The 24,438-nt window shown below is 45.0% G+C and carries 19 protein-coding genes and 5 tRNA genes; 12 read left to right on the top strand and 12 right to left on the bottom strand.

Features of this window, described 5'->3' with window-relative positions:
• Nucleotides 1-4 precede the first annotated feature (4 nt).
• A complete protein-coding gene (pilB, locus tag B3Q46_RS00175) occupies nucleotides 5-1,714 on the bottom strand; it encodes a type IV-A pilus assembly ATPase PilB (protein ID WP_159122714.1) in 1,710 nt (569 codons plus the stop codon).
• Nucleotides 1,715-1,992: 278 nt separating this feature from the next.
• Between pilB and tpiA the strand changes: the two genes are divergently transcribed.
• The 11 genes from tpiA (at nucleotide 1,993) to B3Q46_RS00120 (ending at nucleotide 9,262) form a co-directional block, all read left to right on the top strand.
• The gene (tpiA, locus tag B3Q46_RS00170) at nucleotides 1,993-2,784 is read left to right on the top strand and encodes a triose-phosphate isomerase (protein ID WP_159122713.1); all 792 of its coding nucleotides are present in this window, start codon (nucleotides 1,993-1,995) and stop codon (nucleotides 2,782-2,784) included.
• 13 nt (nucleotides 2,785-2,797) lie between these two features.
• Nucleotides 2,798-3,127 (top strand): preprotein translocase subunit SecG, encoded by a 330-nt coding sequence (gene secG / locus B3Q46_RS00165; RefSeq protein ID WP_159122712.1) that lies wholly within the window; start codon nucleotides 2,798-2,800, stop codon nucleotides 3,125-3,127.
• 53 nt (nucleotides 3,128-3,180) lie between these two features.
• Nucleotides 3,181-3,265: transfer RNA gene (locus tag B3Q46_RS00160), tRNA-Leu, on the top strand.
• A gap of 53 nt (nucleotides 3,266-3,318) precedes the next feature.
• A tRNA-Met gene (locus B3Q46_RS00155) sits at nucleotides 3,319-3,395 on the top strand.
• A gap of 81 nt (nucleotides 3,396-3,476) precedes the next feature.
• Nucleotides 3,477-3,553 (top strand) — tRNA-Met (locus tag B3Q46_RS00150).
• Nucleotides 3,554-3,625: 72 nt separating this feature from the next.
• Nucleotides 3,626-3,702: transfer RNA gene (locus B3Q46_RS00145), tRNA-Met, on the top strand.
• A gap of 88 nt (nucleotides 3,703-3,790) precedes the next feature.
• Nucleotides 3,791-3,867 (top strand) — tRNA-Met (locus B3Q46_RS00140).
• 224 nt (nucleotides 3,868-4,091) lie between these two features.
• Nucleotides 4,092-4,616 (top strand): ribosome maturation factor RimP, encoded by a 525-nt coding sequence (gene rimP, locus B3Q46_RS00135; RefSeq protein WP_179992192.1) that lies wholly within the window; start codon nucleotides 4,092-4,094, stop codon nucleotides 4,614-4,616.
• Nucleotides 4,617-4,651: 35 nt separating this feature from the next.
• A complete protein-coding gene (gene nusA / locus B3Q46_RS00130) occupies nucleotides 4,652-6,136 on the top strand; it encodes a transcription termination factor NusA (protein ID WP_004787201.1) in 1,485 nt (494 codons plus the stop codon).
• Between the two features lie 10 nt (nucleotides 6,137-6,146).
• Nucleotides 6,147-8,858 (top strand): translation initiation factor IF-2, encoded by a 2,712-nt coding sequence (gene infB, locus B3Q46_RS00125; protein ID WP_286712705.1) that lies wholly within the window; start codon nucleotides 6,147-6,149, stop codon nucleotides 8,856-8,858.
• The gene (locus B3Q46_RS00120) at nucleotides 8,858-9,262 is read left to right on the top strand and encodes a ribosome-binding factor A (protein ID WP_004810065.1); all 405 of its coding nucleotides are present in this window, start codon (nucleotides 8,858-8,860) and stop codon (nucleotides 9,260-9,262) included. The genes infB and B3Q46_RS00120 overlap by 1 nt, the downstream gene beginning before the upstream one ends.
• 79 nt (nucleotides 9,263-9,341) lie before the next feature.
• On the opposite strand, the gene B3Q46_RS00115 is transcribed toward B3Q46_RS00120, so the two are convergent.
• From B3Q46_RS00115 to B3Q46_RS00065, 11 genes are all read right to left on the bottom strand, one after another.
• Nucleotides 9,342-9,740 carry a Na+/H+ antiporter subunit G gene (locus tag B3Q46_RS00115; RefSeq protein WP_005233541.1) on the bottom strand — a complete coding sequence of 133 codons (399 nt, stop codon included), beginning with the start codon at nucleotides 9,738-9,740 and terminating at the stop codon, nucleotides 9,342-9,344.
• A 10-nt stretch (nucleotides 9,741-9,750) separates the two neighbouring features.
• Nucleotides 9,751-10,026 carry a monovalent cation/H+ antiporter subunit F gene (locus B3Q46_RS00110; protein WP_004787192.1) on the bottom strand — a complete coding sequence of 92 codons (276 nt, stop codon included), beginning with the start codon at nucleotides 10,024-10,026 and terminating at the stop codon, nucleotides 9,751-9,753.
• Nucleotides 10,023-10,541: a Na+/H+ antiporter subunit E gene (locus tag B3Q46_RS00105; protein WP_125278899.1), complete on the bottom strand. Its 519-nt coding sequence runs from the start codon at nucleotides 10,539-10,541 to the stop codon at nucleotides 10,023-10,025. The genes B3Q46_RS00110 and B3Q46_RS00105 overlap by 4 nt, the downstream gene beginning before the upstream one ends.
• The gene (locus B3Q46_RS00100; protein ID WP_286712698.1) at nucleotides 10,541-12,349 is read right to left on the bottom strand and encodes a monovalent cation/H+ antiporter subunit D; all 1,809 of its coding nucleotides are present in this window, start codon (nucleotides 12,347-12,349) and stop codon (nucleotides 10,541-10,543) included. The genes B3Q46_RS00105 and B3Q46_RS00100 overlap by 1 nt, the downstream gene beginning before the upstream one ends.
• A complete protein-coding gene (locus tag B3Q46_RS00095; protein ID WP_004787185.1) occupies nucleotides 12,349-12,714 on the bottom strand; it encodes a Na+/H+ antiporter subunit C in 366 nt (121 codons plus the stop codon). Before B3Q46_RS00095 ends, B3Q46_RS00100 begins: the two co-directional genes overlap by 1 nt.
• A gap of 4 nt (nucleotides 12,715-12,718) precedes the next feature.
• Nucleotides 12,719-15,556, bottom strand: a complete 2,838-nt coding sequence (locus tag B3Q46_RS00090; RefSeq protein WP_286712695.1) for a monovalent cation/H+ antiporter subunit A — start codon at nucleotides 15,554-15,556, stop codon at nucleotides 12,719-12,721.
• A 437-nt stretch (nucleotides 15,557-15,993) separates the two neighbouring features.
• The gene (locus B3Q46_RS00085) at nucleotides 15,994-17,388 is read right to left on the bottom strand and encodes an AAA family ATPase (RefSeq protein WP_286712693.1); all 1,395 of its coding nucleotides are present in this window, start codon (nucleotides 17,386-17,388) and stop codon (nucleotides 15,994-15,996) included.
• A gap of 39 nt (nucleotides 17,389-17,427) precedes the next feature.
• Nucleotides 17,428-18,930, bottom strand: coding sequence for an AAA family ATPase (locus B3Q46_RS00080; RefSeq protein ID WP_034590271.1), 1,503 nt, complete (start codon nucleotides 18,928-18,930; stop codon nucleotides 17,428-17,430).
• 19 nt (nucleotides 18,931-18,949) lie between these two features.
• The gene (hisIE, locus tag B3Q46_RS00075) at nucleotides 18,950-19,732 is read right to left on the bottom strand and encodes a bifunctional phosphoribosyl-AMP cyclohydrolase/phosphoribosyl-ATP diphosphatase HisIE (RefSeq protein ID WP_286712690.1); all 783 of its coding nucleotides are present in this window, start codon (nucleotides 19,730-19,732) and stop codon (nucleotides 18,950-18,952) included.
• A gap of 215 nt (nucleotides 19,733-19,947) precedes the next feature.
• On the bottom strand, nucleotides 19,948-20,835 hold the full coding sequence (locus tag B3Q46_RS00070; protein ID WP_166136366.1) for an SDR family NAD(P)-dependent oxidoreductase: 888 nt from the start codon (nucleotides 20,833-20,835) through the stop codon (nucleotides 19,948-19,950).
• 295 nt (nucleotides 20,836-21,130) lie between these two features.
• Nucleotides 21,131-22,408, bottom strand: coding sequence for an O-acetylhomoserine aminocarboxypropyltransferase/cysteine synthase family protein (locus tag B3Q46_RS00065; protein WP_286712687.1), 1,278 nt, complete (start codon nucleotides 22,406-22,408; stop codon nucleotides 21,131-21,133).
• Between the two features lie 318 nt (nucleotides 22,409-22,726).
• On the opposite strand from B3Q46_RS00065, the gene ettA reads away from it, so the two are divergent.
• A complete protein-coding gene (gene ettA, locus B3Q46_RS00060) occupies nucleotides 22,727-24,388 on the top strand; it encodes an energy-dependent translational throttle protein EttA (protein ID WP_005233568.1) in 1,662 nt (553 codons plus the stop codon).
• The last annotated feature ends 50 nt before the right edge of the window (nucleotides 24,389-24,438 follow it).

The raw sequence follows: 24,438 nt of genomic DNA, 5'->3' as shown, positions 1-24,438 counted from the left end.
ACGATCATTCGCTGGTTACACGATTGACTTCCTGTAAAGAAGTCACCCCCTGCATAACCTTCACTAACCCTGATCGGCGTAAATTGTTAAATCCTGCACGTGCGGAAGCTTCAGCAATTTCAATGGCATTGCCATCTTCCATAATAATTCTTGAAATCTCAGGTGTTACCTTCATAACTTCATAAATACCGACCCGGCCCTTATAACCTTCACGACATTCATTACAGCCGACTGGCTCATAAATCTGAAATTCAGGGCTTTGTAAATCTGCTTCGGTAAAGCCCATCTCCAGTAAGCTTTGCTTTGGAATGTCAGCCGGTTTTTTACATTGTGAGCACAAGCGACGGGCCAGACGCTGCGCAATCACCAGATTGACTGAAGTCGCGATATTGAAAGAAGGTACGCCCATATTACGTAAACGGGTCAAAGTTTCCGGAGCACTGTTGGTGTGCAGAGTTGACATCACCATATGACCTGTTTGCGCTGCTTTGATTGCAATTTCAGCTGTTTCCAGATCACGGATCTCACCGACCATGACAATATCAGGATCCTGACGCAGAAAGGATTTTAAAGCAGCTGCAAACGTCAGGCCAACTTTATTATTGACGTTCACCTGATTAATCCCTTGCAGGTTAATCTCGACTGGGTCTTCCGCAGTAGAAATATTGGTATCTTCACGATTTAAGATGTTTAAGCCCGTATAAAGGGATACTGTTTTACCGGAACCAGTAGGACCGGTAATCAGTAACATCCCTTGCGGTTTATCTAAGGCTTCCATAAATAATTCTTTCTGCTCAGGTTCATAACCTAAAGCATCAATTCCCAGCATGGCACTAGACGGATCTAAAATACGTAGAACCAGTTTTTCGCCAAACAGGGTAGGGAGCGAGTTAACACGGAAGTCGATGGCTTTGTTTTTTGAGAGCTTTAATTTAATACGGCCGTCTTGAGGCACGCGTTTCTCAGAAATGTCCATCTGCGACATGACTTTCAAACGCGACGCCAAACGGTTTGCCAGTTGTAGGGGCGGGGTTGCAATCTGACGTAAAACCCCATCGACACGATAGCGCACCCGATACATTTTTTCATAAGGTTCAAAATGTAGATCCGAAGCGCCCATACGAATAGCATCAATCAGTAACTTATTAATATATTTAACAATAGGGGCTTCTTCACCCTTGTCTTTTTCGTCTTCTTCTTGAGTCGGATCGGCTGTATCGACATTTACATCCAGATCGAAATCATCATCAAAATCAAAAGTACTTTCTTCAGTAAAGTTTTGCTCAATCAGTTTTTCGAGTTTATTGTGTTCAACAATAACAGTTTCAATATTCAGTTTGGTTGCAAAGCGGATGGCATCCGTTGCTTCGATATTGGTCGGATTGCTCGTGGCGACATAAAGAATATTGGCGTTTTTATAAATTGGCAGAATACGATGCTTGGTAATCAGCTTTTCATCAATATCTTCACGCAGGATTTGTCCCGGATCATAAGCACCAATATCAAATAGAGGCTCACCAAATTCTACTGAGATCGTTTCAGCAATGGTAGTAGGGGAAAGATTATGATGACTGACCAAATAGGCCACGATATCTGTTTTTTCCTGTTTGGCATTGGCTAAAGCAGTCCGCATATCTTCAGCTGATAATACCCCTTCATCGACCAGGCGACGAATAAACCCCGTAAATCTTGGTGACCCCTGCAATGCTGTCATGCTTCAAATGCCTATCAATTCAATTTTTTTAATTTGCTATTCTAAAATTATACGTTTGTTATACAAAAATACCATAGCTGAGAATGCTGCAATCTTCGTGATATTCAGTAAAAGCTTGAACTGGTCGGAAGAACCGGGCATTTTTTTCAGTGATAACAAAAAATAACCATTTTGAATAGTCTAAACTGAGAAATAGGATGAATAAAACTATTCTTTAAATTTTACAATTCCGTGTAGAATGTGCCCAATTCAAGATATGTCAGTGAAATAGGTTATTTATGTCGGTTTCGACGATTACCCCTTGGGTGGTGGGCAACTGGAAAATGAATCCAATGCAGGCAGATGCCCAAGCTTTGGTTCAGAATTTAAAAGACTTGCTTGAGTCTGCACCAGTTTCAACAGAGAAATGTCATTTGGGTGTGGCGCCGACAACCCTTGCCTTAACTCAAATTCAAACTGCATTTGCTTCTGCTAATCGCCCTGTATATACCGTAGCACAAGATGTATCACGTATTGCAGGGACAGGCGCTTATACCGGGGAAGTGAGTGCTGAATTATTGGCTGATAGCCAGATTCACTATGTATTGATTGGGCACTCTGAACGTCGTGAAATTTTTGCTGAAAGTTCACAGATTTTAAATACTAAAATCAAGAATGCCTTAAATGCCGGTTTAACCGTAATTTACTGTGTGGGCGAAAGTCTGGAACAGCGTGAAGCAGGGCAGGCAGAAGCGGTGGTTCTCCAACAGATTTGCGATATCGCGACTGTGGTAGAAGATGAACAGTGGAAAAATATTGTGATTGCTTATGAGCCAATCTGGGCCATTGGTACCGGTAAAACAGCTTCTCCAGAAGATGCGCAGGCCATGCATGCCCAGATCCGTCAGGGTTTGAGCCAGATTACAGGTTATGCTGCGACTATGGCGATTTTATATGGTGGTAGTGTAAAACCGGAAAATGCAGTAGAGTTAGCAGCCTGCCCTGACATTAACGGGGCATTGGTGGGTGGTGCATCACTCAATGCTGAGTCGTTCCATCAAATTGCTCAAGCATTTGCAAATACACAATAATTAGGAGTTCAGCATGCAAACTTTTGTGCTGGTAGTACATATTATCTTAGCGATTTTGATGATTGTCTTGATTTTAGTTCAGCATGGTAAAGGTGCGGATGCAGGTGCATCATTTGGCGGCGGCGGTGCGGCAACGATCTTTGGTGCCTCAGGTTCGGGTAATTTCATGACCCGTTTGACGGCAGTTTTTACCGCATTGTTCTTTGTGACCAGTATTACTTTGGCGATTCTTGCCAAGAAACAAACCACGAATGCGTACAGTTTATCGTCAATTCAATCAGCACCAACTGCGCCTGCGCAACCGGTTGAAACTTCACCAACTGCACCACAAACGACCGAATAATTTTAATTAAACCTTTCTTTTTTTCAGTGATGCGACTAGAATGCGTCACAGCTGCGGTGGTGGTGGAATTGGTAGACACGCTACCTTGAGGTGGTAGTGCTTTCGGGCGTGGGGGTTCAAGTCCCCCCTTCCGCACCAACTTATAATCCAGAATATAAGTTGGTGTATGCAGCTAAAAAAACTTCTGTTGATGCGGGATGGAGCAGTCTGGTAGCTCGTCGGGCTCATAACCCGAAGGTCGTTGGTTCAAATCCAGCTCCCGCTACCAATCAATCCTTTTTTAAAGACGCAAACTTTTAAAAGGCAACTTAAATCAGATTTAAGTTGAGAAGGATTATTTGCATGTTGTTGCGGGGTGGAGCAGTCTGGTAGCTCGTCGGGCTCATAACCCGAAGGTCGTTGGTTCAAATCCAGCCCCCGCTACCAATCCTTTAAAGATGCAAACTTTAAAGGCAGTTTAATGATAGAATGTTAAGCTGAATGTTATTTGTATGCTGATGCGGGATGGAGCAGTCTGGTAGCTCGTCGGGCTCATAACCCGAAGGTCGTTGGTTCAAATCCAGCTCCCGCTACCAATTTTTCAGTAACAGATAACAAATATGCAGAATGATGTGGTTGTGATTGAAAAGTTCGCATCTTTTGTATATAATTTTTGCACGTTGATGCGGGATGGAGCAGTCTGGTAGCTCGTCGGGCTCATAACCCGAAGGTCGTTGGTTCAAATCCAGCTCCCGCTACCAAGTTTCTTAAAAGAGGCTCACAACTATGGTGGGCCTTTTTGCACAGTGGGATTTGAAAAAAGTTCAAATTGTGCATTAATTGGGGCGATTTACGCCCTTTTTTATTGGCTATCGTGTAGTGTCGACAATATTTGGTCAAATCTCCATGTTTCACTACTACTATAGTTTGTATTGGTTTGTAGTGGTCAAATAGATCATAAAATCGCACCAGATGACGAGAGTAAATGAAGCTATCAAATAAAACTCAAGCACTTCAGGACTTGATTGCACCAGCAGTTGAAGCCTGTGATGTAAATCTGTGGGGGATTGAATTCCTGCCACAAGGCAAACGTTCATTATTACGGATCTATATCGACAAACCGGTCGATGAAAATGCAGCACCTGTTGTCAATGAAGATGGCGAAGAAGAGCAGGGTCGTGGTATTGGGGTTCAGGACTGTGTACGTGTCACACAGCAAGTCGGCGCGATCTTGGATGTACATGATCCAATCTCAGGTGAATATTCGCTTGAAGTGTCTTCACCAGGTTGGGATCGTCCATTCTTCCAGCTGGAGCAGATGGCTCATTATATCGGACAAACGGTTGCGCTGCGTTTGATCAGTGCCGTCGATAACCGTCGTAAATTCCAGGCAAAACTGGTTGCAGTCGACCTTGAAAATGAAATGATTCAAGTTGAAGTAGAAAAGCAACAGATTTTGGATATCGACAGTCACAATATCGATAAAGCAAACTTGGTCTATCAAGATTAATTCAATTAATAAGAATCTGAACGAATAGGTGACTTATGGCACGTGAAATTCTTACCGTCGTTGAAACGGTTAGTAACGAAAAAGGTGTAAGTCGTGAAGCAATTTTTGAAGCGCTAGAACAAGCTTTGGTTGCAGCGACTAAGAAGAAATTCTACGAGGGGACTCACTCGGAAGAAGCTCGTCTTCGTGTAGAAATTGACCGTAAAACTGGTGATTATCGTACTTTCCGTCAATGGGAAGTAGTGGCTGATGAAGATCATGAAATGCCTGCTTGTCAGGATGCGATCTCTGATGTCGATCCAGCGCAGTGGTCGATTGGCGATATCCGTGAACTGGAAGTAGAATCAATCGATTTCGGTCGTATTGCTGCCCAGATCGCAAAACAGGTAATTGTACAGAAGATCCGTGAAGCAGAACGTGCACTGGTTGCCGATGCTTATGAATCTAAAGTCGGTGAGCTGATCTACGGTGAAGTGAAAAAACAAACCAAAGATGGTTTTATCATTGACTTGGGTGACAACGCAGAAGCGTATCTAGCACGCGAAGAGATGATTCCGAAGGAAATCCTTCGTCCGAAACAACGCGTAAATGCGATTTTATATAGCGTTAACCGTGAAGGCCGTGGTGCACAATTATTGTTGTCACGTGCTAAACCGGAAATGCTGATTGCATTGATGAAAAAAGAAATTCCTGAAATTTCTGAAGAAATCATTGAAATTAAGGCCGCAGCTCGTCAACCGGGCGTTCGTGCTAAAATTGCAGTGAAAACCAACGACCACCGTATTGACCCGGTGGGTGCTTGTATTGGTATGCGTGGTACACGTATCCAGGCTGTACAGCAAGAGCTCAATGGCGAGCGTATTGATGTAGTGGTTTGGTCGGATGATCCTGCGCAATATATCGCAAGCGCATTAGAACCAGCAGATGTATCTAGTATTGTCATCGATGAAGATGCACGTACTGCAGACATCATTTTCGCGACTAGTGATCAGCTAGCTCGTGCAATTGGTTCACAAGGTCAAAACGTTCGTCTGGCATCTGAATTGACTGGCTACAAGCTGGACATGATGTTGGAAGAAGAGTACTACGCACGTCAGCAAAGCGAAGCGCAAAAATACCTGGATATGTTTGTTACACGTCTGGATATTGCTGAAGATTTGGCGATGGCGTTAGTAGAAATGGGCTTCACCTCGCTTGAAGAAATTGCTTACGTACCGCCAGAAACGTTTGATGAAATCGAACTGGATGCGGAACTGGTTGAACTATTGCAAAGCCGTGCAAAAGAAATTGCACTTGCTGATGCATTACAACAGCAAGAAAACGTACAAGCGCCAAGTGAAGAACTTGTTGCAATGGAAGGCATGACAGCAGAGATCGCGCAAGCTCTCGCAGCTCGTGGTGTGGTAACCGTAGATGACTTAGCTGACCAAGCGACTGATGATATCGAAGATATCGAAGGTCTCGGTGCTGAGAAGGCCGGTCAACTTATTATGAAAGCGCGCGAATCATGGTTTAACTAGGAGGTAGTATATGACGGACAAGTCGATTAAAGAGTTAGCACTCAGCGTGGGTCGCCATGTTGATAAGCTCCTAGAGCAGGTTCGTGAGGCAGGTTTACCACAGCGTAAAGCTGACGATATTATTACCACCGAACAACAAGATCGCTTAATGAATCATGTGAAAAAGACACAAGGTTCTGATGGCCATGCAGGACAAATCACGTTGAAACGTAAAACGACCAGTACTGCTAAAGTGGCAAGTACTTCAGGTAAGGCGAAAACGATTAATGTAGAAGTTCGCAAGAAACATACATTCGTTAAGCCAGACCCGGAACAAATTAAAGCAGAAGCTTTAGCGAAGGCTCAAGCTGAACAGCAAGCGAAAGCAGAAGCTGAACAGAAGTCAGCACCAGCTAAAAAACCTGCTGATGCACCTGAATCAGGTACAAACAATGCAAGCAAAGCCCTAGAAGCAATGCGTGCAGCTCAGAAACAAGAAACTGAGAAACAGGAAACACCTAAAGCAGCTGTTGTGGTAAAACGCAAATCAACTAATAAACCGATTGTGAAAGCAGCGGTTAAACAAGTTGAAACAGCAGAACAGAAAAAAGCGCGTGAAGCTCAAGCCGCTCAATTAAAAGCAGCTGAAGAAGCAGCACGTCGTAAGGCAGCTGAAGAAGCACAACAACGCACCCTTGAGCAAATGCGCAAGATGGCGTCGAAATATTCTTCTGAAGATACCACTGCAACTATTCGTGTGATTGATGATTCTCCACTTGCTGCTGGTCTGGTTGGCCAGGCATATGAAGATTCATTTGCGAAAGAAGACCGCGAAATTAAACGTGGTACTAACACTTCAAATACACGTTCACCGAAAAAAGGTGGTCGTCGTGGTGAAGAGCAGTCTTTCCGTGATAACTCACACAAACGTGGTTTGAAATCTAGCCAAGCGAACAAGCATGGTTTTGAAAAGCCAGTGAAAAAACAGGTTTATGACGTTGAAATCGGTGAAACGATTGTCGTTGCTGACCTTGCTGCGAAAATGGCGGTTAAGGTTCGTGAAGTCATCAAGTCACTGATGAAAATGGGTGAACTGGTTACTCAAAACCAGGCAATCGATCAGGAAATCGCGGCACTTGTGGTTGAAGAAATGGGTCATAACCCGGTACTGGTTTCTGAAACTGCAGTCGAAGATAACCTGCTTGAACAGGCTGAAGAAGCACGTGGTGCGCAAACTACTCGTGCGCCAGTTGTGACTATCATGGGTCACGTTGACCATGGTAAAACATCGCTTCTGGACCGTATTCGTCGTGCTAAAGTGGCGCAAGGCGAAGCAGGGGGTATTACCCAGCATATCGGTGCTTACCATGTAACCACGGATAAAGGTATTATCACATTCCTTGATACTCCGGGACACGCAGCGTTTACTGCAATGCGTTCACGTGGTGCCAAAGCGACTGATATCGTAGTTCTGGTTGTTGCAGCAGATGATGGCGTGATGCCACAAACTGCAGAGGCAATCGATCACGCACGTGCAGCGGGTACACCGATCATTGTTGCAATCAACAAGATGGATAAAGACTCAGCTGATCCAGATCGTGTATTGAACGAATTGACCACCAAAGAAATCGTACCTGAAGAATGGGGCGGTGACGTTCCTGTAGCGAAAGTATCTGCACATACTGGTGCCGGTATTGATGAACTTCTTGACCTGATTTTAATTCAGTCTGAATTGCTTGAATTGAAGGCGTCTGAAGAAGGTGCGGCACAAGGTGTTGTGATTGAAGCGCGTGTTGATAAAGGCCGCGGTGCAGTGACTTCTATTCTGGTTCAAAACGGTACGCTGAAAGTGGGTGACCTGGTACTTGCTGGTTCATCTTATGGCCGCGTTCGTGCCATGACCGATGAAAACGGTAAACGTATCAAGTCTGCAGGTCCTTCGATTCCAGTTGAAATTCTGGGTCTTCCAGAAGCGCCGATGGCAGGTGACGAAGTTCTTGTTGTGAATGACGAGAAGAAAGCACGTGAAGTTGCCGATGCGCGTATGGATCGTGAACGTCAAAAACGTCTTGAACGTCAATCTGCAATGCGTCTTGAAAACATCATGGCGTCTATGGGCAAAAAAGATGTGCCGATCGTCAATGTGGTATTAAAAACTGATGTACGCGGTACATTGGAAGCGCTGCATGTTGCATTGGCTGAGCTTTCAACGGATGAAGTAAAAGTACGTATCATCGGTTCTGGTGTTGGTGCGATTACTGAATCTGACGTCACACTTGCTGAATCTTCAGAAGCGGTTCTTCTTGGCTTTAACGTACGTGCCGACAATACTGCACGTCAAAAAGCAGATGCAGACAGTATCGACATTCGTTACTACTCAGTGATCTATCAATTGATTGATGACGTGAAAGCAGCGATGAGCGGTAAGCTTGCTCCTGAACACCGTGAAACCATCTTGGGTGTTGCTCAAGTACGTGAAGTGTTCCATTCAAGCAAATTTGGTGCTGCAGCAGGCTGTATGGTACTTGAAGGCGTATTACACCGTAACAAACCGATTCGCGTATTACGTGATGACGTGGTGATCTTCCAGGGCGAGCTAGAATCTCTTCGTCGCTATAAAGAAGTGGTGGAAGAAGTTCGTGCCGGTATGGAATGTGGTCTTGCGGTGAAAGGCTATAAAGACATCAAACCTCTCGATAAAATCGAAGTGTATGATGTGCAATTGATTAAACGGAGTCTTTAATGGCGGGTAGTCAACGTCTGAAGCGTATGGCGGATACGGTACAACGCGAGTTGTCTGAACTGATTCGTCAGGAGCTGAAAGATCCACGTCTGGGTGGTCTGGTGACCATCTCAGCCGTGAAGGTGAGCCCAGACTTAGGATATGCAGAAGTTTATGTCACAGTAATGGGTCGTGAACTTGGTGATGAGCAAAGTGAAGCCGCTAATAAAGAAACACTCGATGTCCTGAATAAGGCATCAGGGTTCCTGCGCCATGAACTGAGCCGTCGAATCAAGACACGTATTACACCTCGTCTACGTTTCCATTACGACAAAACCAATGCATATGGTAACTATATGTTTGGTCTGATTGCTGAAGCAGTGAAGGATTTACCTCCTGCTGAAGACAAGAAAGATGAAGAATAAGCTTTTATAAAGCGCAATAAAAAAGCCACCTTAGGGTGGCTTTTTTATGGTTGAACTTTTAAGTAGAACTGGCTAACTATTACTTTGAATCCTGGTCATTCATTTTCTTTTCATAAAATGCACGACGGCGGGTTTTCTGCCAAGGCAATGGACGTTCTAGTGTTTCTGGCACTTCACCACTCATCGAGCGCAAACGTAAATGCAAGGCCGCTTGCGCCATCAGGTTGGCAGATACCGGTGCAGTAATGAAGGCAAACAGGGTAATCAGTACTTCAGCAAAACCTAAACGACCATAGATAGCCGAAAAAATAATAGAAGCAATCAGAAAGCTTCCTAAGCCTAGGGTACTGGATTTAGTCGGTGCATGCAGACGCATAAACAGGTCGGGTAGACGTATCATCCCAATACCACCCACCAGCATAAAGAAAGCACCAATCAATAAAAAAATCGAAACTAGTATTTCTAAAATCAAAGGCATTTAAAAACTCCTAGTCGATGACATGGCCGGTGGTGAAATAGCGGGCAAGGGCAGCGGTAGAAACAAAGCCCAGCATGGCCACCAGTAGGGCACCTTCAAACATGAAAGTGCTGCTCCAGTAGATTCCCAGAATCACCACCAGACAGGTTGCATTTAAAAATAGGGTATCCAGTGCCAGCAGACGGTCAACGATTGATGGGCCCATAACCAGCCGGATCAGACACAGTAACATGGAGATCGTGACAGCACCCAGACAAATCAGCAATGCATATGGCAGAATGGTCATGCTTCAGCTCCTGATTGTGCGCTAAAAATTTTAATCAATGGTTGTTCATAGCGCTGTTTAATAGTTTCAATTTCGGCCTCTTCATCATCCGTGCTTAAGGCATGCACCAGAATATCGCCACGATCCTGATCAATCCCCGCAGAGACTGTACCTGGTGTTGTGGTAATAATCATTGCCAGCAACGTATTTACTTCTTCATGCTCGGTATCTAGAGGAACACGAAACCATTTTGGATGCAGATTTTTAGTTGGCCCTAGCACCAGAATCGCGACTTTAATATTGGCGACAATGATGTCCCAAACAACGACCCAGAATAAGCGCATCGCCGGGATCCATCGGATATTCGGTGTGTAATCAATAAAAGGAGCGACCATTCGCGGAATCAAGATGGCCAGAAATATTGCCATAAGGAGTGTGCCGGCTTCCATATTATGGGCCAGCATGACCCAGCTCATCGCCACAATTACTGACACGAAAGGATGAGGGAACCAGCGTTGAAGTAATGATTCAGCCATTAAAGTCCCTCCGCCGGTTTAAGTTGATTGTCGTCGTATTTGTTCTGTTCAATATACTGTTTATCAATCTGACGCTGTTTAAATTCAGAAATATGATCGCCATTTAAGGTGTTTTCTGAAATGACATAAGGAATCAGATGTGCATTTGGATCAGGCGTTTCACCACCGTATTTAGTTTCTGGTAAATAACCCGGATCAAATGGCTGTACACTGATGAACTTACCTTCAGCATCACGTTTTAATAATGCTGCTTCATAAATCGGATTGGTCTTAATCTGTGCTGCGGTCTGATAATTATATTGATAAATCGGTGCAGCAAAAACAACGTAGGCTGTCAGACTGAGCAATAATAGATAAATGACCCGGTCATTTCGTGCTGGTGCCTTGCTTGGTAAGGCTTCATATTTGCTGAATTCTTCAGAATTTTCATCCTGTTCCGGTCGGCTTGAACGCCAGAACAGAATAAAACCGACCCGGGTAAAAGCCAGAATACTCAGTAAGCTGACCAGTAGAACCGTGAAGATAATCAGCATTTGATGCTCAGACTGTCCTGAAGCTTGCAGGATAAACACTTTACCGAAGAAGCCACTGAAAGGCGGCAAGCCGGCCATCATCAAGGCAATGATGAAATATACAATGGAAACCAGCTTATTCTGTTTCATCTGTGGGGCAATTTTAAAATGGTCTTTAAACTCGCCACGCTGTGAGGTAATCCAGCCACACAGGATATAAAAGGCTGCGCCAATCAGGGTACTGTGCACCATATAGTACAAGGCACCTGCCCAAGCCTGGGTGCTGTTCATGGCAATCGCAATAAGAATAGTCCCGACTGAAGACAGGATCATAAAGCCGACAAAACGACGTAGACGTTCAGTTCCAATTGCACCAAATGCGCCATACAGTGAGGTAATCACCCCAATTATCAGCAGACAGTTCATCAGGATCTGATGACTGTATTCATCATCAAATACAGTACCATTGACCCGGATAATCGCGTAGATCCCGACTTTGGTCATGATGGTAAACAGGGCAGCCACCGGAGTAGTTGCCACAGCATACGTTTTAGGAAGCCACAGGCCTACCGGTAACATGGCTGCCTTGATCCCGAACACCACAAATAGCATCAGTCCGCCCGCAACGGCCAGCTTATGCTCATCTCCTGCCAAAGTTGGCATTAGGCGGGCAACATCAGCCATATTCAGACTGCCGACACTGCCATAAATCATCCCGAGTCCGATCAGGAACATGGCAGAAGCAAGCAGGTTAATAGCCACATAATGCACACCGAGCTGAAAGCGTGCCTTGCCTTGCCCATGCAAAAGCAGGACATAGGATGCCATTAACAGGATCTCGAAGAACACGAACAGGTTAAACAAGTCACCGGTCAGGAAGGCACCACTAAGCCCCATTAATAGAAAATGGACCATGGCATGGAAATAACGCCCGCGAATATCCCATTCTCTGCTGGCATACCAAACGATTGGCAAAGCGAGTGTATAGGTCAGTACCAGCATCAAGGCAGAGAGCTGGTCCAGGACCAGCACAATACCAAAAGGGGCGGCCCATTCACTTAAAGTGTAGACACTAATTTGCCCTTGGCTGCTATTGATCAGATAGCCAATCGCCATAATCAAACCCAATAGGGTCGAAATATGACTCACGCCACGACGCCAAGGCTGACGCCAGTCGGTAATCAGAGAACCGGAACCTGGGTTACCTAACAGTACTAAAATAAAGGCAGTAAACGCCGGTAAAAGAATACTGAAAATAGGGGTGTGTTGATTCAAGAAGTTGAGAAGATCAGTCATTACGGCTCATCCTCACGTGGGTCATGTTGCGGTATCTCTTCTTTGGAATCAACGTGGTCTGTTCCTGATTCATAACGGCTACGTAAGGCCAGCTGTACAATAAAGGCGGTGGTAGCAAAACCGATTACAATGGCGGTCAGCACTAACGCCTGAGGTAAAGGATCGGTGACCTGCGTGGCTTCGGTGAGCACTGCAGGCGAATTCATCTGAATACGGCCCATGGCAAATAAAAACAGGTTCACTGCATAACCAATCATGGCCAGCCCAAGGACGACCGGAAAGGTACGTGCTCGCAGAATCAGATAGATCCCGGTGGCAGTGAGTAGGCCAATTGCTGAGGCTAATAAAAGTTCTAAACTAATCATTCTATTATCCTCTTGGTACTGGGCCAGTCATACTTGAGTGACGGGAGTCACCCAGAACGGAAATCATCAACATGGTCGCCCCGACTACGGTGACATAGACACCGACATCAAATAGCGCGGCAGAAGCCAGATGCATATCGCCAAGTAATGGCGGATGGACATGAATATGGGCACTGGTCAGGAATGGACGTGACCAGAACCAGGCTGCGATACCGGTTAGGCCTGCAATAGTCAGACCGATACCAATCCAGATTTCATAGAGACGTCCAGATTTAGCTCCCAGCATTTTTTCTGCATGATCCTGACCAATGGCAACGTATTGAATGATCAAGGCCAATGAGGTGACCAGACCGGCAATAAAACCGCCACCCGGAAGATTATGGCCGCGCATAAAGATATACAGACTCACCACCAGTGCTACCGGTAAAATCCATGATGCAGTAATTCGTAGCATCAAAGGGGAGGGGTTAAAACGGTAAGTCAGGCCTTGGGTAATAGTGGTGCCATGAGCACGCATACCGTCCATTAGACTCAGTACCCCAATGGCAGCAATCCCAAGTACGGTAATCTCGCCGAAGGTATCGAAACCACGGAAATCGACCAGAATTACGTTGACGACGTTTGTACCGCCACCAAGCGGAATCGATTGTTGGATGAAGAACCAGGAAATTGAATTATGGTCACGTGTCATAACTAGCCAAGCAACCGTTGCAATTCCTAGACCCCCGCAGACCGCAATCACTGCATCTCGCCAGCGTCGGGTCGGGCTGGATTCATAAGGTGTGAGTTGTGGCAGGAGTGACAGGCTCATTAGTAGCAGAACCGTCGTTACTACATCGACTGTAATCTGGGTCAAAGCCAGATCGGGTGCCGAAAAACCAATGAAAACCATGGTAACTACCAGACCGACTGCACCGCTGATCAGGATGGCTTTAATCCGTTCATGATGGAACCACAGCATCATCCAGCAGGCAGAGAACAGTAATAACCATAGAACGATGGCAAGCACTGGAGCATGGGTCAGTTCGCGGCTACCGGTGTCGATCCCATTGACTACAAGTGGATAGCCCACCAGGCCAATCGTAAACAGCACAATCCACAAAATATAACTTTGCAGTTTGCCATTTTCAGTCGCACGGCGGAAACGTCTTGAATTCAGTAATAGATTTTTCAGGAACAGATCAAACAGTACACGACCCTGCAATTTGCCGAGTTTTGGATCCAGATCAATTTCCCGAATTGCACCGCCTTTGGCCAGTGCAAAATAGAAAATTGCACCGCCGAATATCGCAATAATACTCATCACCAAAGGCAGATTAATACCGTGCCAAAGGGCGAGGTGAGTACCTTCAAAGGCGAAATTCTGGGTTGACGCTTGTGTAGTGCTATTTACAATCTTTTCGACCAGTAATCCTGGTAACAAACCAACTGCGATACACAGGAAAGCCAGTAAAATAGCCGGTGCACGCATACCAAATGGCGGCTCATGCGCATCCTTATTTGGGACTTGCTGGCCTAATGGACCATCAAAAAATACGCCATGTACCAGACGAATTGAATAGGCGACAGCGAAAATCCCGGCCAATGTTCCTGCAATGGCTGCACCCACCAGGACTGGGCCACTTAAGTTTGCGACCAGTTCGGTAAAGAACATCTCTTTGGACAAGAAACCATTGGTGAATGGAATACCAGCCATGGAGGCGGCGGTGATCATGGTCAGTGTTGCGGTGAAAGGCAGCATTTGCCAAAGACCAGACAATTTTCGCAGATCACGAGTACCGGATTCATGATCAATGATCCCGGCAATCATGAACAAGGCAGCTTTAAAGGTTGCATGGTTGATGATATGGAAAATTGCTGCTGCGACCGCCAGTGGTGAGCCAATACCCAGCAGACACATGATCAGGCCTAAATGGCTAATAGTTGAATAGGCCAACAGACCTTTCAGATCTTCTTTAAAGATGGCAAAGAACGCTGCCACACACAGGGTAAATAACCCGATAAAAGTAACAATATTATGGAACAGTGCCGCGCCTGCAAAAATCGGCAATAAACGTGCAACTAAAAACAGGCCTGCTTTAACCATAGTTGCAGAGTGCAGATAGGCAGACACCGGCGTCGGTGCAGCCATGGCATTTGGTAACCAGAAGTGAAACGGGAACTGCGCACTTTTGGTAAAAGCACCGAGTAAAATTAATAATAATGTCGGTACAAATAGAGCATGCGCCTGAATCTGTTCACCCATCATCAGAATCTGGTCAATCTGATAGGTACCCGTCATCTGTCCGAGCAGAATAAAACCACCCAGCATAGATAAGCCGCCCATCCCGGTAATGGTCAGAGCCATGCGTGAGCCGCGTTGAGCCGCTTCATAATTGCTCCAGTAACCGACCAGCAGGAAGGAAGAAATACTGGTGAGTTCCCAAAAGATCAGGAGAATCAGAAGATTATTAGACAATGAAATGCCGAGCATCGCTGCCATAAACAGCATCAGCAGGAAATACAGTTTACTCAGGGAGTTTTTAGGGCTGAGATAGTAATAGGCATAGATATAAATCAGGGTACCAATCCCACTAATCAGCAGAGCAAACAGCATGCCCAAAGCATCCAGCCGGAAACTGAAATCGATTCCAAGCTGAGGTAGCCAGGACCAGGTCTGGGTAATTACCGTTCCATTAAATACAGCAGGCGCCTGACTCAACAGTAATAAGAAACTGCTGAGGCTGACGGCAATTGCTCCTAAAGCCGTTACCCCGCGTGAAAATTGCTTCAGCCACGAGACAAGGGTTGTGCCTAATACTAACGGTAACAATATAATAATTGGCAGCACACTCGTATCCATTGTCGTGATATAGGTTAAGGTCAACCTAGGGTGAATCTTTATCTTTCAAGGATTACAGGACCGCAAAGAGCGACCCAAAACTTCTCGATCTTGAAAGCCAGAATGATATTCAAACAGAATAAAACAGTTGTATTGCGCAACTTATAAACGATAGCAAATTCCGATTTTACAACGAAAATTGCAAGTAAAACCGATCATATTACAGGATAACCACAACATCAATGTTTTTATGTAGAACTTGTAGATTATACGTAAGCTTGGTTTTGATATGGGGTGCATGCTTGAACATCTCGTACAAATTTGACCGAAAATAAAGATCAAACTCCCTGCATTTATTGATAAAAATTTATAACTTCTTGATCAGGAATGCAGAAAATCAAAACCTATTCTTGCATCCTGATTTTAATTTTTAAATTGCATTATCGTTTCAGCACTATTTAAGAAGATTGAGGCAGGCTTTGTGAATTATCCTGACTCAACAGTTGTAAAAGTTCTTGCTGCTGTTCTGTGCTTAACTGATCCTGAATCAGTTGCAAAACAGATTGAGCCGTCAGGTTGACTGTTTCTGGTTCCTGAAGTGCATCTTCAACTTTTTCTATATCTGAATGATTTTGGCTAATCTCAAGCGGCAACTCTGCATAGAAATGATCATAATGAACCTGCATTGGATTCAGATGGATGGGGTGCAGCTGTTTATTTTCCAGTTTTAGACACTGAAAATTCTGCGCCTGTTCCAGCAATTCCGGTCGGTTTCCGGTCACAATAATCTGCAAGTTAGGAAACGCCTGATGCAGACGCGGTAAAATGATGGCAGCCATGTCCTGATCCAGTTGATGATCAATTTCATCAATCAGCAAAATGCCAGTACCTTCCTGACAGGGAAATAAACTGTGCGGATTAAGCAGACAAAGGCGCCGTACAACATCTCCCACCAGCGCAATCCAGTTCCGGATGCTGCTCGACAACTGCTGAAAGCTAAAGGTGTGATCCTGATAACGCACCATGAATTGCAGTTTGGGCTGATAGTCCAGATAAATCTGGCTAAGTTCCGGCAGTACAATTGATAAAGCTTCACGCAAGGCAGTCAGGCTCGGTGTATGCATATGCGCTTTGGCTTTTTCAATTTGCTGGGCCAGCTGATCTGCCTGTATATCATCCGATTGCTGTAGCGCCTGATCTAGAATCTGGTCAATGATCTTGGCACTTTGTGCATTTTCAATATCACTGATTTCACGAAACCATTCAAAGAAACGTGCAAAAGTCGTAAAGGGAATGGCGGTAATTTCATAGGCATGCGCAGTCTGAAAAATGGCCTGATTATTTTTGCTGAGTAAATTGATTTCATTGACGAAGCGTTCAGCCGGATAGTAGGCAACCATAGGCAGACCGAGCAAAGGGTCATGTTGTCTTGCCTTTTGATAGAGACTCACCATGGTATCGAGTTGCTGGGTCTCTGCTTTGGCAAAGCCAATGCCCTGACTATTTAAAGTTTTGTATAACTGCCAAGAACAGGATTGGGCAGGGGCCGCTTCTCCCTGTGCCGATTCAGGCAATGATCCCAAATCATCAGGAAAACGCACCAGAATATCAATTTTGGATTGCAGGCGGTTTTGCAGGATATCCTGATCCAGCATACTTAAACCTGCGGTACGCAAGTCACGAAAACGTGCAGAAAACCAGGTCAAAGCCTGATAACTTAAGCGCAGCAAGGTGGTTTTACCCGAACCCTGATCACCCAGAATTAAAGTCACAGGTGATTTTTGCAGATCAAAATCGAGCTGGATATTAGAAAAGTGCAGAGCATGTTTGAGTTGTATTTTTTCGATGTGCATGGATCACCTGTAGCGTGATTTTTACATCTATGTTTTACCTTAGCCGACGGCTTGGCGCAGTGACTGTGGCATCCTGATTTTCAGTTGTTGAATGAGGTCATAAATGTGATGAATATTTAAGCTTACTTTAGCACGAGTACAGGCCACGTACAGCAGACGTAACTCTTCGTCACTAATTTTATGGTCTTTCTCATTCAGCTTGAACTGGTAGTCATCTTCAATATGAACGCGATCCCATTCCAGACCTTTGGCCTTATGTGCGGTAGAGATGATGTAGTCCGCTTGCCCGATTGGGGTGATTTTGGCGAGGGCAGTTTTCAGGGGATCAGTACCATGTTCATCGACCAGTTTGACTAAAGGCTTGATATCACTGCCTTCATTGGTCTCACAGTATTCGTGTACATCATGCCATGAGTTAAACCAGGCCAGTTCAGGCACATCAACTACACGCTTGCCCTGTTTCAGCATCGCAGCGGCATCAACAAAACGGTTCAGTTTGACATGATCCGCTTGCAGGCTGACTTTATCGCCACGTACTAAACCGGCAAGTAATAGTTCCATAGCACGCGCATTGGTCCGGCATAGAATCGCATCGCGTAATTTAGTGTGCGGTTTATTGACGACTTTGGAGTTTAAGTGCGGATTACCGAGTAGGGGCACGGTTTCATTCAATGCTCCCAAAATCGCATTGGCATTTAACGCAATTTCAGGCCCGAAACGGAATGAAGTGGTCAGACGAGATTCGGGTAGCGGCAGCTGCTGCATGGCATTCACTGCGCCACGCCAGGCATAAATCTGCTGATGCGCATCGCCGACATAGATGACCTGAGTGCTACGCTGTTTCAGCAAAATTCCCAGCATCAGTGGGTCGGCATCCTGTGCTTCATCAAACAGCACATAGTCGGCAGGAATATTGGGCTCAGACAATGCCCAAAGTTTCAGGTAAATATCATGCCCAATCCCGGCCTGATGATTGGGATCAATTGACTCTAACCAACGCCGTTCAACTGCTGGATAAAGTTTCTTTTGCAATGCTTCAATATCATCTGGGTGTAGCCAGCTCGGTGCCTGAATATGTCGCGGGGCGGGATATTGCGAACTGGTCGAGCAGAAATAGCCGACTGCGTTCGCAACCAGACTGGCCAGACGCGAAGGCATCAGCACATATTTTTCATAACGTCCGCCCATCATCCGGCGCAAGGTCATGGGCTCAAGACGATATTCCTTGGCAATAAAGCTTGGACTTAAACGCGGTAGGCGTAGCTTATCCGTGACTCCACGTGGAACACTGCGAAAAGCCAGGGAGTGAAACGTTCGGCAGTCCACACCACGATGAAATTTATTCTGTGCTTCAGAAGCAATCGATTTATTAAACGCCAGATACATGCCGCGCCGTTCTGGCATGGCATCACTGATCATTTGCAGGGTCGTAGTTTTACCTGTGCCCGCATAGGCAATGACTTTAAAAGATTTTCCCAGACGTGCGTTATCAATGGCAGTGGCCTGCTCATAGGTTGCTTTGGGTTTTTGCAGATCAGACACAGGTAGATTCATTCACGATTTAATGTTGGCGATTGGCTTTTTCAACCAGACCGGATAGACCCTGACGGCGTGCCAGTTCATTCAGGACCAGTTGCGGATCCAGGTCGAAGTAACCGAGCATCACAATGGTATGAAACCACAGATCAGCTACTTCATAGATCAGGTCATTCTTGTTGTCTTCAGAGGCTTCAGTTTTGAAATCTTTAGCCGCGATCACGGTTTCAAAGCTTTCTTCACCGACTTTTTCCAGAATCTTGTTTAAACCTTTATGGTACAGCTTGGCCACATAAGAGGATTCCGGATCAGCTTTCTTACGCTCTGCCATCATCTCGCCCAAGTATGACAATACTTCAACTTGTTCAGACTGAGCAGTTGAGGCATCCATAGCAAGCGTATGTGGATTTGTTGATTTTTCACCGTAAATTGCAGCAGGATCTTTGATTTGTGCATCCACAATTTCCCAGCCATTTGGTGTCAGTTTACGATAGAAACATGACTCACGGCCGGTATGGCAGGCAATACCACCATGCTGTTCAATCTGTAAAATAATCACGTCCGCATCACAGTCCAGACGGATTTCATGCACAGTCTGGAAATGGCCAGATTCTTCGCCCTTATGCCATAACTTGTTGCGCGAACGGGAGAAATATACCGCCTGATTTTTTTCGGCAGTTAAAGCCAGCGCTTCACGGTTCATCCAGGCGACCATCAATACACGACCAGTTTGATGGTGCTGGGCAATGGCAGGGATCAGACCTTGTTCGTTAAATTTTACTTCATCGAGCCATTGCACGTTGTTCATAAGGGTTTCCATTAATTGAATCAGAATATAAAAAGATGGATAGGAAATATCCGTCCATAGTGTACGTGATCTCGTCGCATTTGCGGCAAAAATCTGTGCCTGAAAAGACAGGATGTGTCGTTAGGCGCATTCAGATTATAAACCTGAGCGATTAAATCTCTAAAGTGTAGAAATAAAATAGCCGCCCTTAGGCGGCCAGAAAATTTGTGAAGAAATTACCAGTGCTCGCCCGGGAAGATCCGCGCATAGGCCTTTTGTACCCAGTTCAGTTTTTGTGGCTGACCCACTGATGCTGAAGAGCTTGGGAACAGGTTATAACCGATCGACATCAGGACATTGTTGATGTCTGGTGCAATCGCATAGGTAATCGAAGCCAGACGTCCCAGATTGGTTGCGACTTTCTTCGGACGTTTCACAATCGCATAAGCAATCAGTTCGGCTGCCTGTTCCGGAGACAGTGTAGGCACATATTTATAAATTTTGGTTGGTGCAATCATTGGCGTACGAACCAAAGGCATATAAATCGAAGTGATCGCAATTTTATGTGAATGGACTTCTGCAGATAGACAGCGGCTGAAAGCATCCAGTGCAGCTTTAGATGCGACATAAGCCGAGAAGCGGGTGGCATTCGCCAATACACCAATCGAGCTGATATTGATGATATGACCTGCACGGCGAATCATCATTTGCGGCAAGATATTCATCACCAGACGTACTGCACCAAAATAATTTAGCTGCATGGTACGTTCAAAATCATGAAAACGATCTACTGATTCATGCACCGCACGGCGAATCGAGCGGCCCGCATTGTTAATCAGGATGTCGATATGATCGACTGAAGCAATAATCTGTTTGGACACTTCATCAATGGATTCCATATTGTTGAGATCACATGGAAATACCGAAGCTTTACCGCCTTTGGATTCAATTTCTTTTTTTACTTGTTCTAGGGTGTCTTTGGTACGCGCGACCAGTAAAACATGTGCGCCAGCATCTGCCAGCTGATGTGCCGTCGTTAAACCTATACCACTGGATGCGCCTGTAATAAGGACAGTTTTACCTGCAATACGTTTTTCCAATTGTTTCTGTAGTCTAGTTTTCACGTTTGTTATCCCTAATTTGAAGACTGCCTTCAAATTATTTTTATTAAAAAATCAAAGATGGCTCTAACAGAGATAAGAGCGAAGATGAGTACTAATATGATAACTAATTATTTAAGAAAATCTATACATTAAACTATTGAAAATAAAATAAAAATTAGAGTAATTGCTCTATTTGTGTTCACCGTTTCAATTGATTTTTATCATGAAAATAAATCACAAAGCAAGTGATTGTATTCAAAAAATAAATAAAAAAACTCCAGCATTTTTGCTGGAGTTTTCTGCTTTAAAATGGCGCTTAAACTGCTGCAAGAGATTGTTCCAGATCCGCAATCAGGTCATCAATATGTTCAATTCCGATCGATAAACGAACCATATCTTCACTCACACCTGCTGATTTGAGCTCTTCAGGATTAAGCTGGCGGTGGGTGGTGGTTGCAGGATGACAGGCGAGACTCTTAGCATCCCCAATATTGACCAGACGGGTGAACAGTTGCAGGGCATCGATAAAACGGGCACCGCCTTCACGGCCACCTTCTACACCAAAAGTCAGAATGGCAGATGGTTTACCTTTCACATATTTTTGTGCCAAAGCATGCTGCGGGTGATCTTTCAGACCGGCATAATTGACCCATTTTACTTTTAGATGCTGTTGCAAATATTCTGCAACCTTCAGCGCATTTTCAGTATGACGTTCCATACGCAGGCTCAAAGTTTCCAAGCCTTGCAGAATTAAAAATACATTTTGCGGGCTGATCGCTGCCCCTGTATTACGCAGAGGTACGACGCGAGCACGCGCGATATACGCCGCTTCACCTAAAGCTTCAACATAATTCACACCATGATAACTCGGATCAGGTGTATTCAGAGCAGGGAAACGTTCAGCATGTTGCCCCCATGGGAACTTGCCACTATCCACGATAATGCCGCCAATCGAATTCCCATGACCACCAATATATTTGGTCAGTGAATGCACCACGATGTCGGCACCGAAATCAAAAGATTTCTGTAGGACTGGGGTGGCAACCGTATTATCAACGATGACTGGTACGCCATATTCATGGGCAATCTTGGAAATCGCTTCGAGGTCAATAATATTGCCCAGTGGGTTTCCAATTGATTCCACAAAAACCAGTTTGGTTTTGTCATCAATCAGATTACGTAGAGCTTCCGGATCTTGATAGTCAAAGAAACGAACTTCGATCCCTTGTTTAGGCAGGGTATGTGCAAACAGGTTATAAGTGCCGCCATATAAAGTAGACACCGAAGCAATATTGTCACCCGCTTCAGCAATGGTCTGAATCGCATAGGTAATCGCAGCCATACCTGAAGCTAAAGCCAGCGCACCAATACCACCTTCCAGAGCTGCAATACGTTGTTCTAGCACCGCTGTGGTAGGGTTCATGATGCGGGTATAAATATTGCCCTGAACTTTCAGGTCAAACAGGTCTGCACCGTGCTGAGTATTGTCAAAGGCATATGAGGTGGTTTGATAAATTGGCACTGCTACAGCTTTAGTAGTAGGTTCCGGGCTATAGCCTGCGTGAATCGCTAAAGTTTCTGCTTTATGAGTCATGATCGTTGGTCTTCTTGTGTTTTTAGCTGTAATGAAACTGCTCAAATATTAGCACTTGAAATATGAAGAAAAGTGCATATTTATTCAAATGAATATCTTAATTAACGATATAGCATCAATAAAATAATGCAAGTTTAGGCGTCAGAAATACTGTTTGAAAAATAAACAGGATTAAACTTGTAACAAGGCATTAACTTCACGTGAATGGCTTATGTTTTGAAGACTTTCTGCGTATAATAGCCGATTATTTTTTCGCTCATGATTGAGCAGGGGAAGTTTGTTTCTTCCCCATTTGGTTTTTCAATTGAGGAGTCCTACGTGGCCCAATATATTTATACGATGAACCGAGTGTCCAAGATGGTTCCGCCAAAGCGCGAAATCCTCAAGGATATCTCCTTATCATTTTTCCCAGGCGCAAAAATTGGTGTGCTTGGTCTGAACGGTGCAGGTAAATCTACTTTGCTTCGTATTATGGCGGGCGTAGATAAAGATTTCTCTGGTGAAGCACGTGCGCAACCGGGTATCAAAATCGGTTACCTCGAGCAAGAGCCACCACTTGATCCAACCAAAGACGTTCGCGGCAACGTTGAAGACGGCGTACGTGAAGCACTTGATGCACTTGAACGCCTTGATCAGGTATTTGCAGACTATGCAGATCCGGATGCAGACTTCGATGCTTTGGCGAAAGAACAGGAAAAACTGGAAGCAATTATCCAGACTTGGGATGCGCATAACCTGAATAACCAGCTGGAACAGGCTGCTGCGGCATTGAACCTGCCAGCATGGGATGCAGATGTAACCATGCTTTCAGGTGGTGAACGCCGTCGTGTTGCATTGTGCCGTTTACTGCTGTCTAAACCAGACATGCTGCTTCTCGACGAACCAACTAACCACTTGGATGCAGAATCTGTATCTTGGCTGGAACGCTTCCTGAAAGATTTCCCGGGCACTATCGTGGCGATTACACACGACCGTTACTTCCTGGATAACGTGGCCGAGTGGATTCTGGAGCTTGACCGCGGACATGGTATTCCTTATCAAGGTAACTATTCTTCTTGGTTGGAACAGAAAAATGCGCGTTTAGAACAAGAGAACAAGCAGGAAGAATCTTTTGCTAAAGCATTGAAAAAAGAACTTGAATGGGTTCGTTCAAATGCGAAAGGCCAGCAGAAGAAAAACAAAGCACGTATGGAGCGTTTCGAAGAGCTTAACTCTCGTGAATTCCAGCAACGTAACGAAACATCTGAAATCTATATTCCACCTGGTCCGCGTCTGGGCAACAAGGTGGTTGAAGTTGAAGGGATTAGCAAATCGTTTGGTGACAAACTGCTGTATAAAGACTTGTCTTTCACAGTACCACCAACAGCGATTGTCGGTATCGTAGGTCCAAATGGTGCAGGTAAAACTACACTGTTCCGTATGATGACTGGCGAACAGCAACCCGATACCGGTACGGTGACTTTGGGTGATTCTGTAAAAGTTGCTTATGTGGGTCAGATCCGTGACACCCTGGATGACAATAAAACCGTTTGGGAAGAAGTGTCTGGCGGTCTGGATATCCTTAAAGTGGGTGATTATGAAATTGCATCTCGTGCTTATATTGGACGCTTTAACTTTAAAGGCCAAGATCAGCAAAAACGCGTAGGTGAATTGTCAGGTGGTGAGCGTAACCGTTTACAACTTGCGAAAATCCTGCAACAAGGTGCGAACGTTATCCTGCTCGATGAACCATCAAACGACTTGGACGTAGAAACTTTACGTGCGTTAGAAGATGCGATTTTGGTCTTCCCGGGCTGTGTGATGGTGGTATCGCATGACCGCTGGTTCCTGGACCGTATTGCGACTCATATCCTGTCATTTGAAGATGAAACTCCAGAATTCTTCACCGGTAACTATACCGAGTTTGAAGAGTATCGCCGTAAGAAATATGGTGATGATCTGGCAGCTAAGCGTCAGAAATACCGCAAAATTGGTGCTTAATCAAAGCGCATAAAAAAACCAGCCTTTGGGCCATTGCTGTCCCACAATTT

It is taken from the genome of Acinetobacter sp. UBA2581 (assembly GCF_002339435.1).
In the GTDB taxonomy this organism is placed as follows: domain Bacteria; phylum Pseudomonadota; class Gammaproteobacteria; order Pseudomonadales; family Moraxellaceae; genus Acinetobacter; species Acinetobacter variabilis.
The sequence above is the reverse complement of the archived record's forward strand: the minus strand, read 5'-3'. Positions and strand labels throughout refer to the sequence as shown.

What these genes read in the sequence shown, in the direction of transcription:
- pilB (WP_159122714.1), bottom strand. Translation starts at nt 1,714, where the DNA reads ATGACAGCATTGCAGGGGTCACCAAGATTTACGGGGTTTATTCGTCGC.
- tpiA (WP_159122713.1), top strand. Translation starts at nt 1,993, where the DNA reads ATGTCGGTTTCGACGATTACCCCTTGGGTGGTGGGCAACTGGAAAATG.
- secG (WP_159122712.1), top strand. Translation starts at nt 2,798, where the DNA reads ATGCAAACTTTTGTGCTGGTAGTACATATTATCTTAGCGATTTTGATG.
- rimP (WP_179992192.1), top strand. Translation starts at nt 4,092, where the DNA reads ATGAAGCTATCAAATAAAACTCAAGCACTTCAGGACTTGATTGCACCA.
- nusA (WP_004787201.1), top strand. Translation starts at nt 4,652, where the DNA reads ATGGCACGTGAAATTCTTACCGTCGTTGAAACGGTTAGTAACGAAAAA.
- infB (WP_286712705.1), top strand. Translation starts at nt 6,147, where the DNA reads ATGACGGACAAGTCGATTAAAGAGTTAGCACTCAGCGTGGGTCGCCAT.
- B3Q46_RS00120 (WP_004810065.1), top strand. Translation starts at nt 8,858, where the DNA reads ATGGCGGGTAGTCAACGTCTGAAGCGTATGGCGGATACGGTACAACGC.
- B3Q46_RS00115 (WP_005233541.1), bottom strand. Translation starts at nt 9,740, where the DNA reads ATGCCTTTGATTTTAGAAATACTAGTTTCGATTTTTTTATTGATTGGT.
- B3Q46_RS00110 (WP_004787192.1), bottom strand. Translation starts at nt 10,026, where the DNA reads ATGACCATTCTGCCATATGCATTGCTGATTTGTCTGGGTGCTGTCACG.
- B3Q46_RS00105 (WP_125278899.1), bottom strand. Translation starts at nt 10,541, where the DNA reads ATGGCTGAATCATTACTTCAACGCTGGTTCCCTCATCCTTTCGTGTCA.
- B3Q46_RS00100 (WP_286712698.1), bottom strand. Translation starts at nt 12,349, where the DNA reads ATGACTGATCTTCTCAACTTCTTGAATCAACACACCCCTATTTTCAGT.
- B3Q46_RS00095 (WP_004787185.1), bottom strand. Translation starts at nt 12,714, where the DNA reads ATGATTAGTTTAGAACTTTTATTAGCCTCAGCAATTGGCCTACTCACT.
- B3Q46_RS00090 (WP_286712695.1), bottom strand. Translation starts at nt 15,556, where the DNA reads ATGGATACGAGTGTGCTGCCAATTATTATATTGTTACCGTTAGTATTA.
- B3Q46_RS00085 (WP_286712693.1), bottom strand. Translation starts at nt 17,388, where the DNA reads ATGCACATCGAAAAAATACAACTCAAACATGCTCTGCACTTTTCTAAT.
- hisIE (WP_286712690.1), bottom strand. Translation starts at nt 19,732, where the DNA reads ATGAACAACGTGCAATGGCTCGATGAAGTAAAATTTAACGAACAAGGT.
- B3Q46_RS00065 (WP_286712687.1), bottom strand. Translation starts at nt 22,408, where the DNA reads ATGACTCATAAAGCAGAAACTTTAGCGATTCACGCAGGCTATAGCCCG.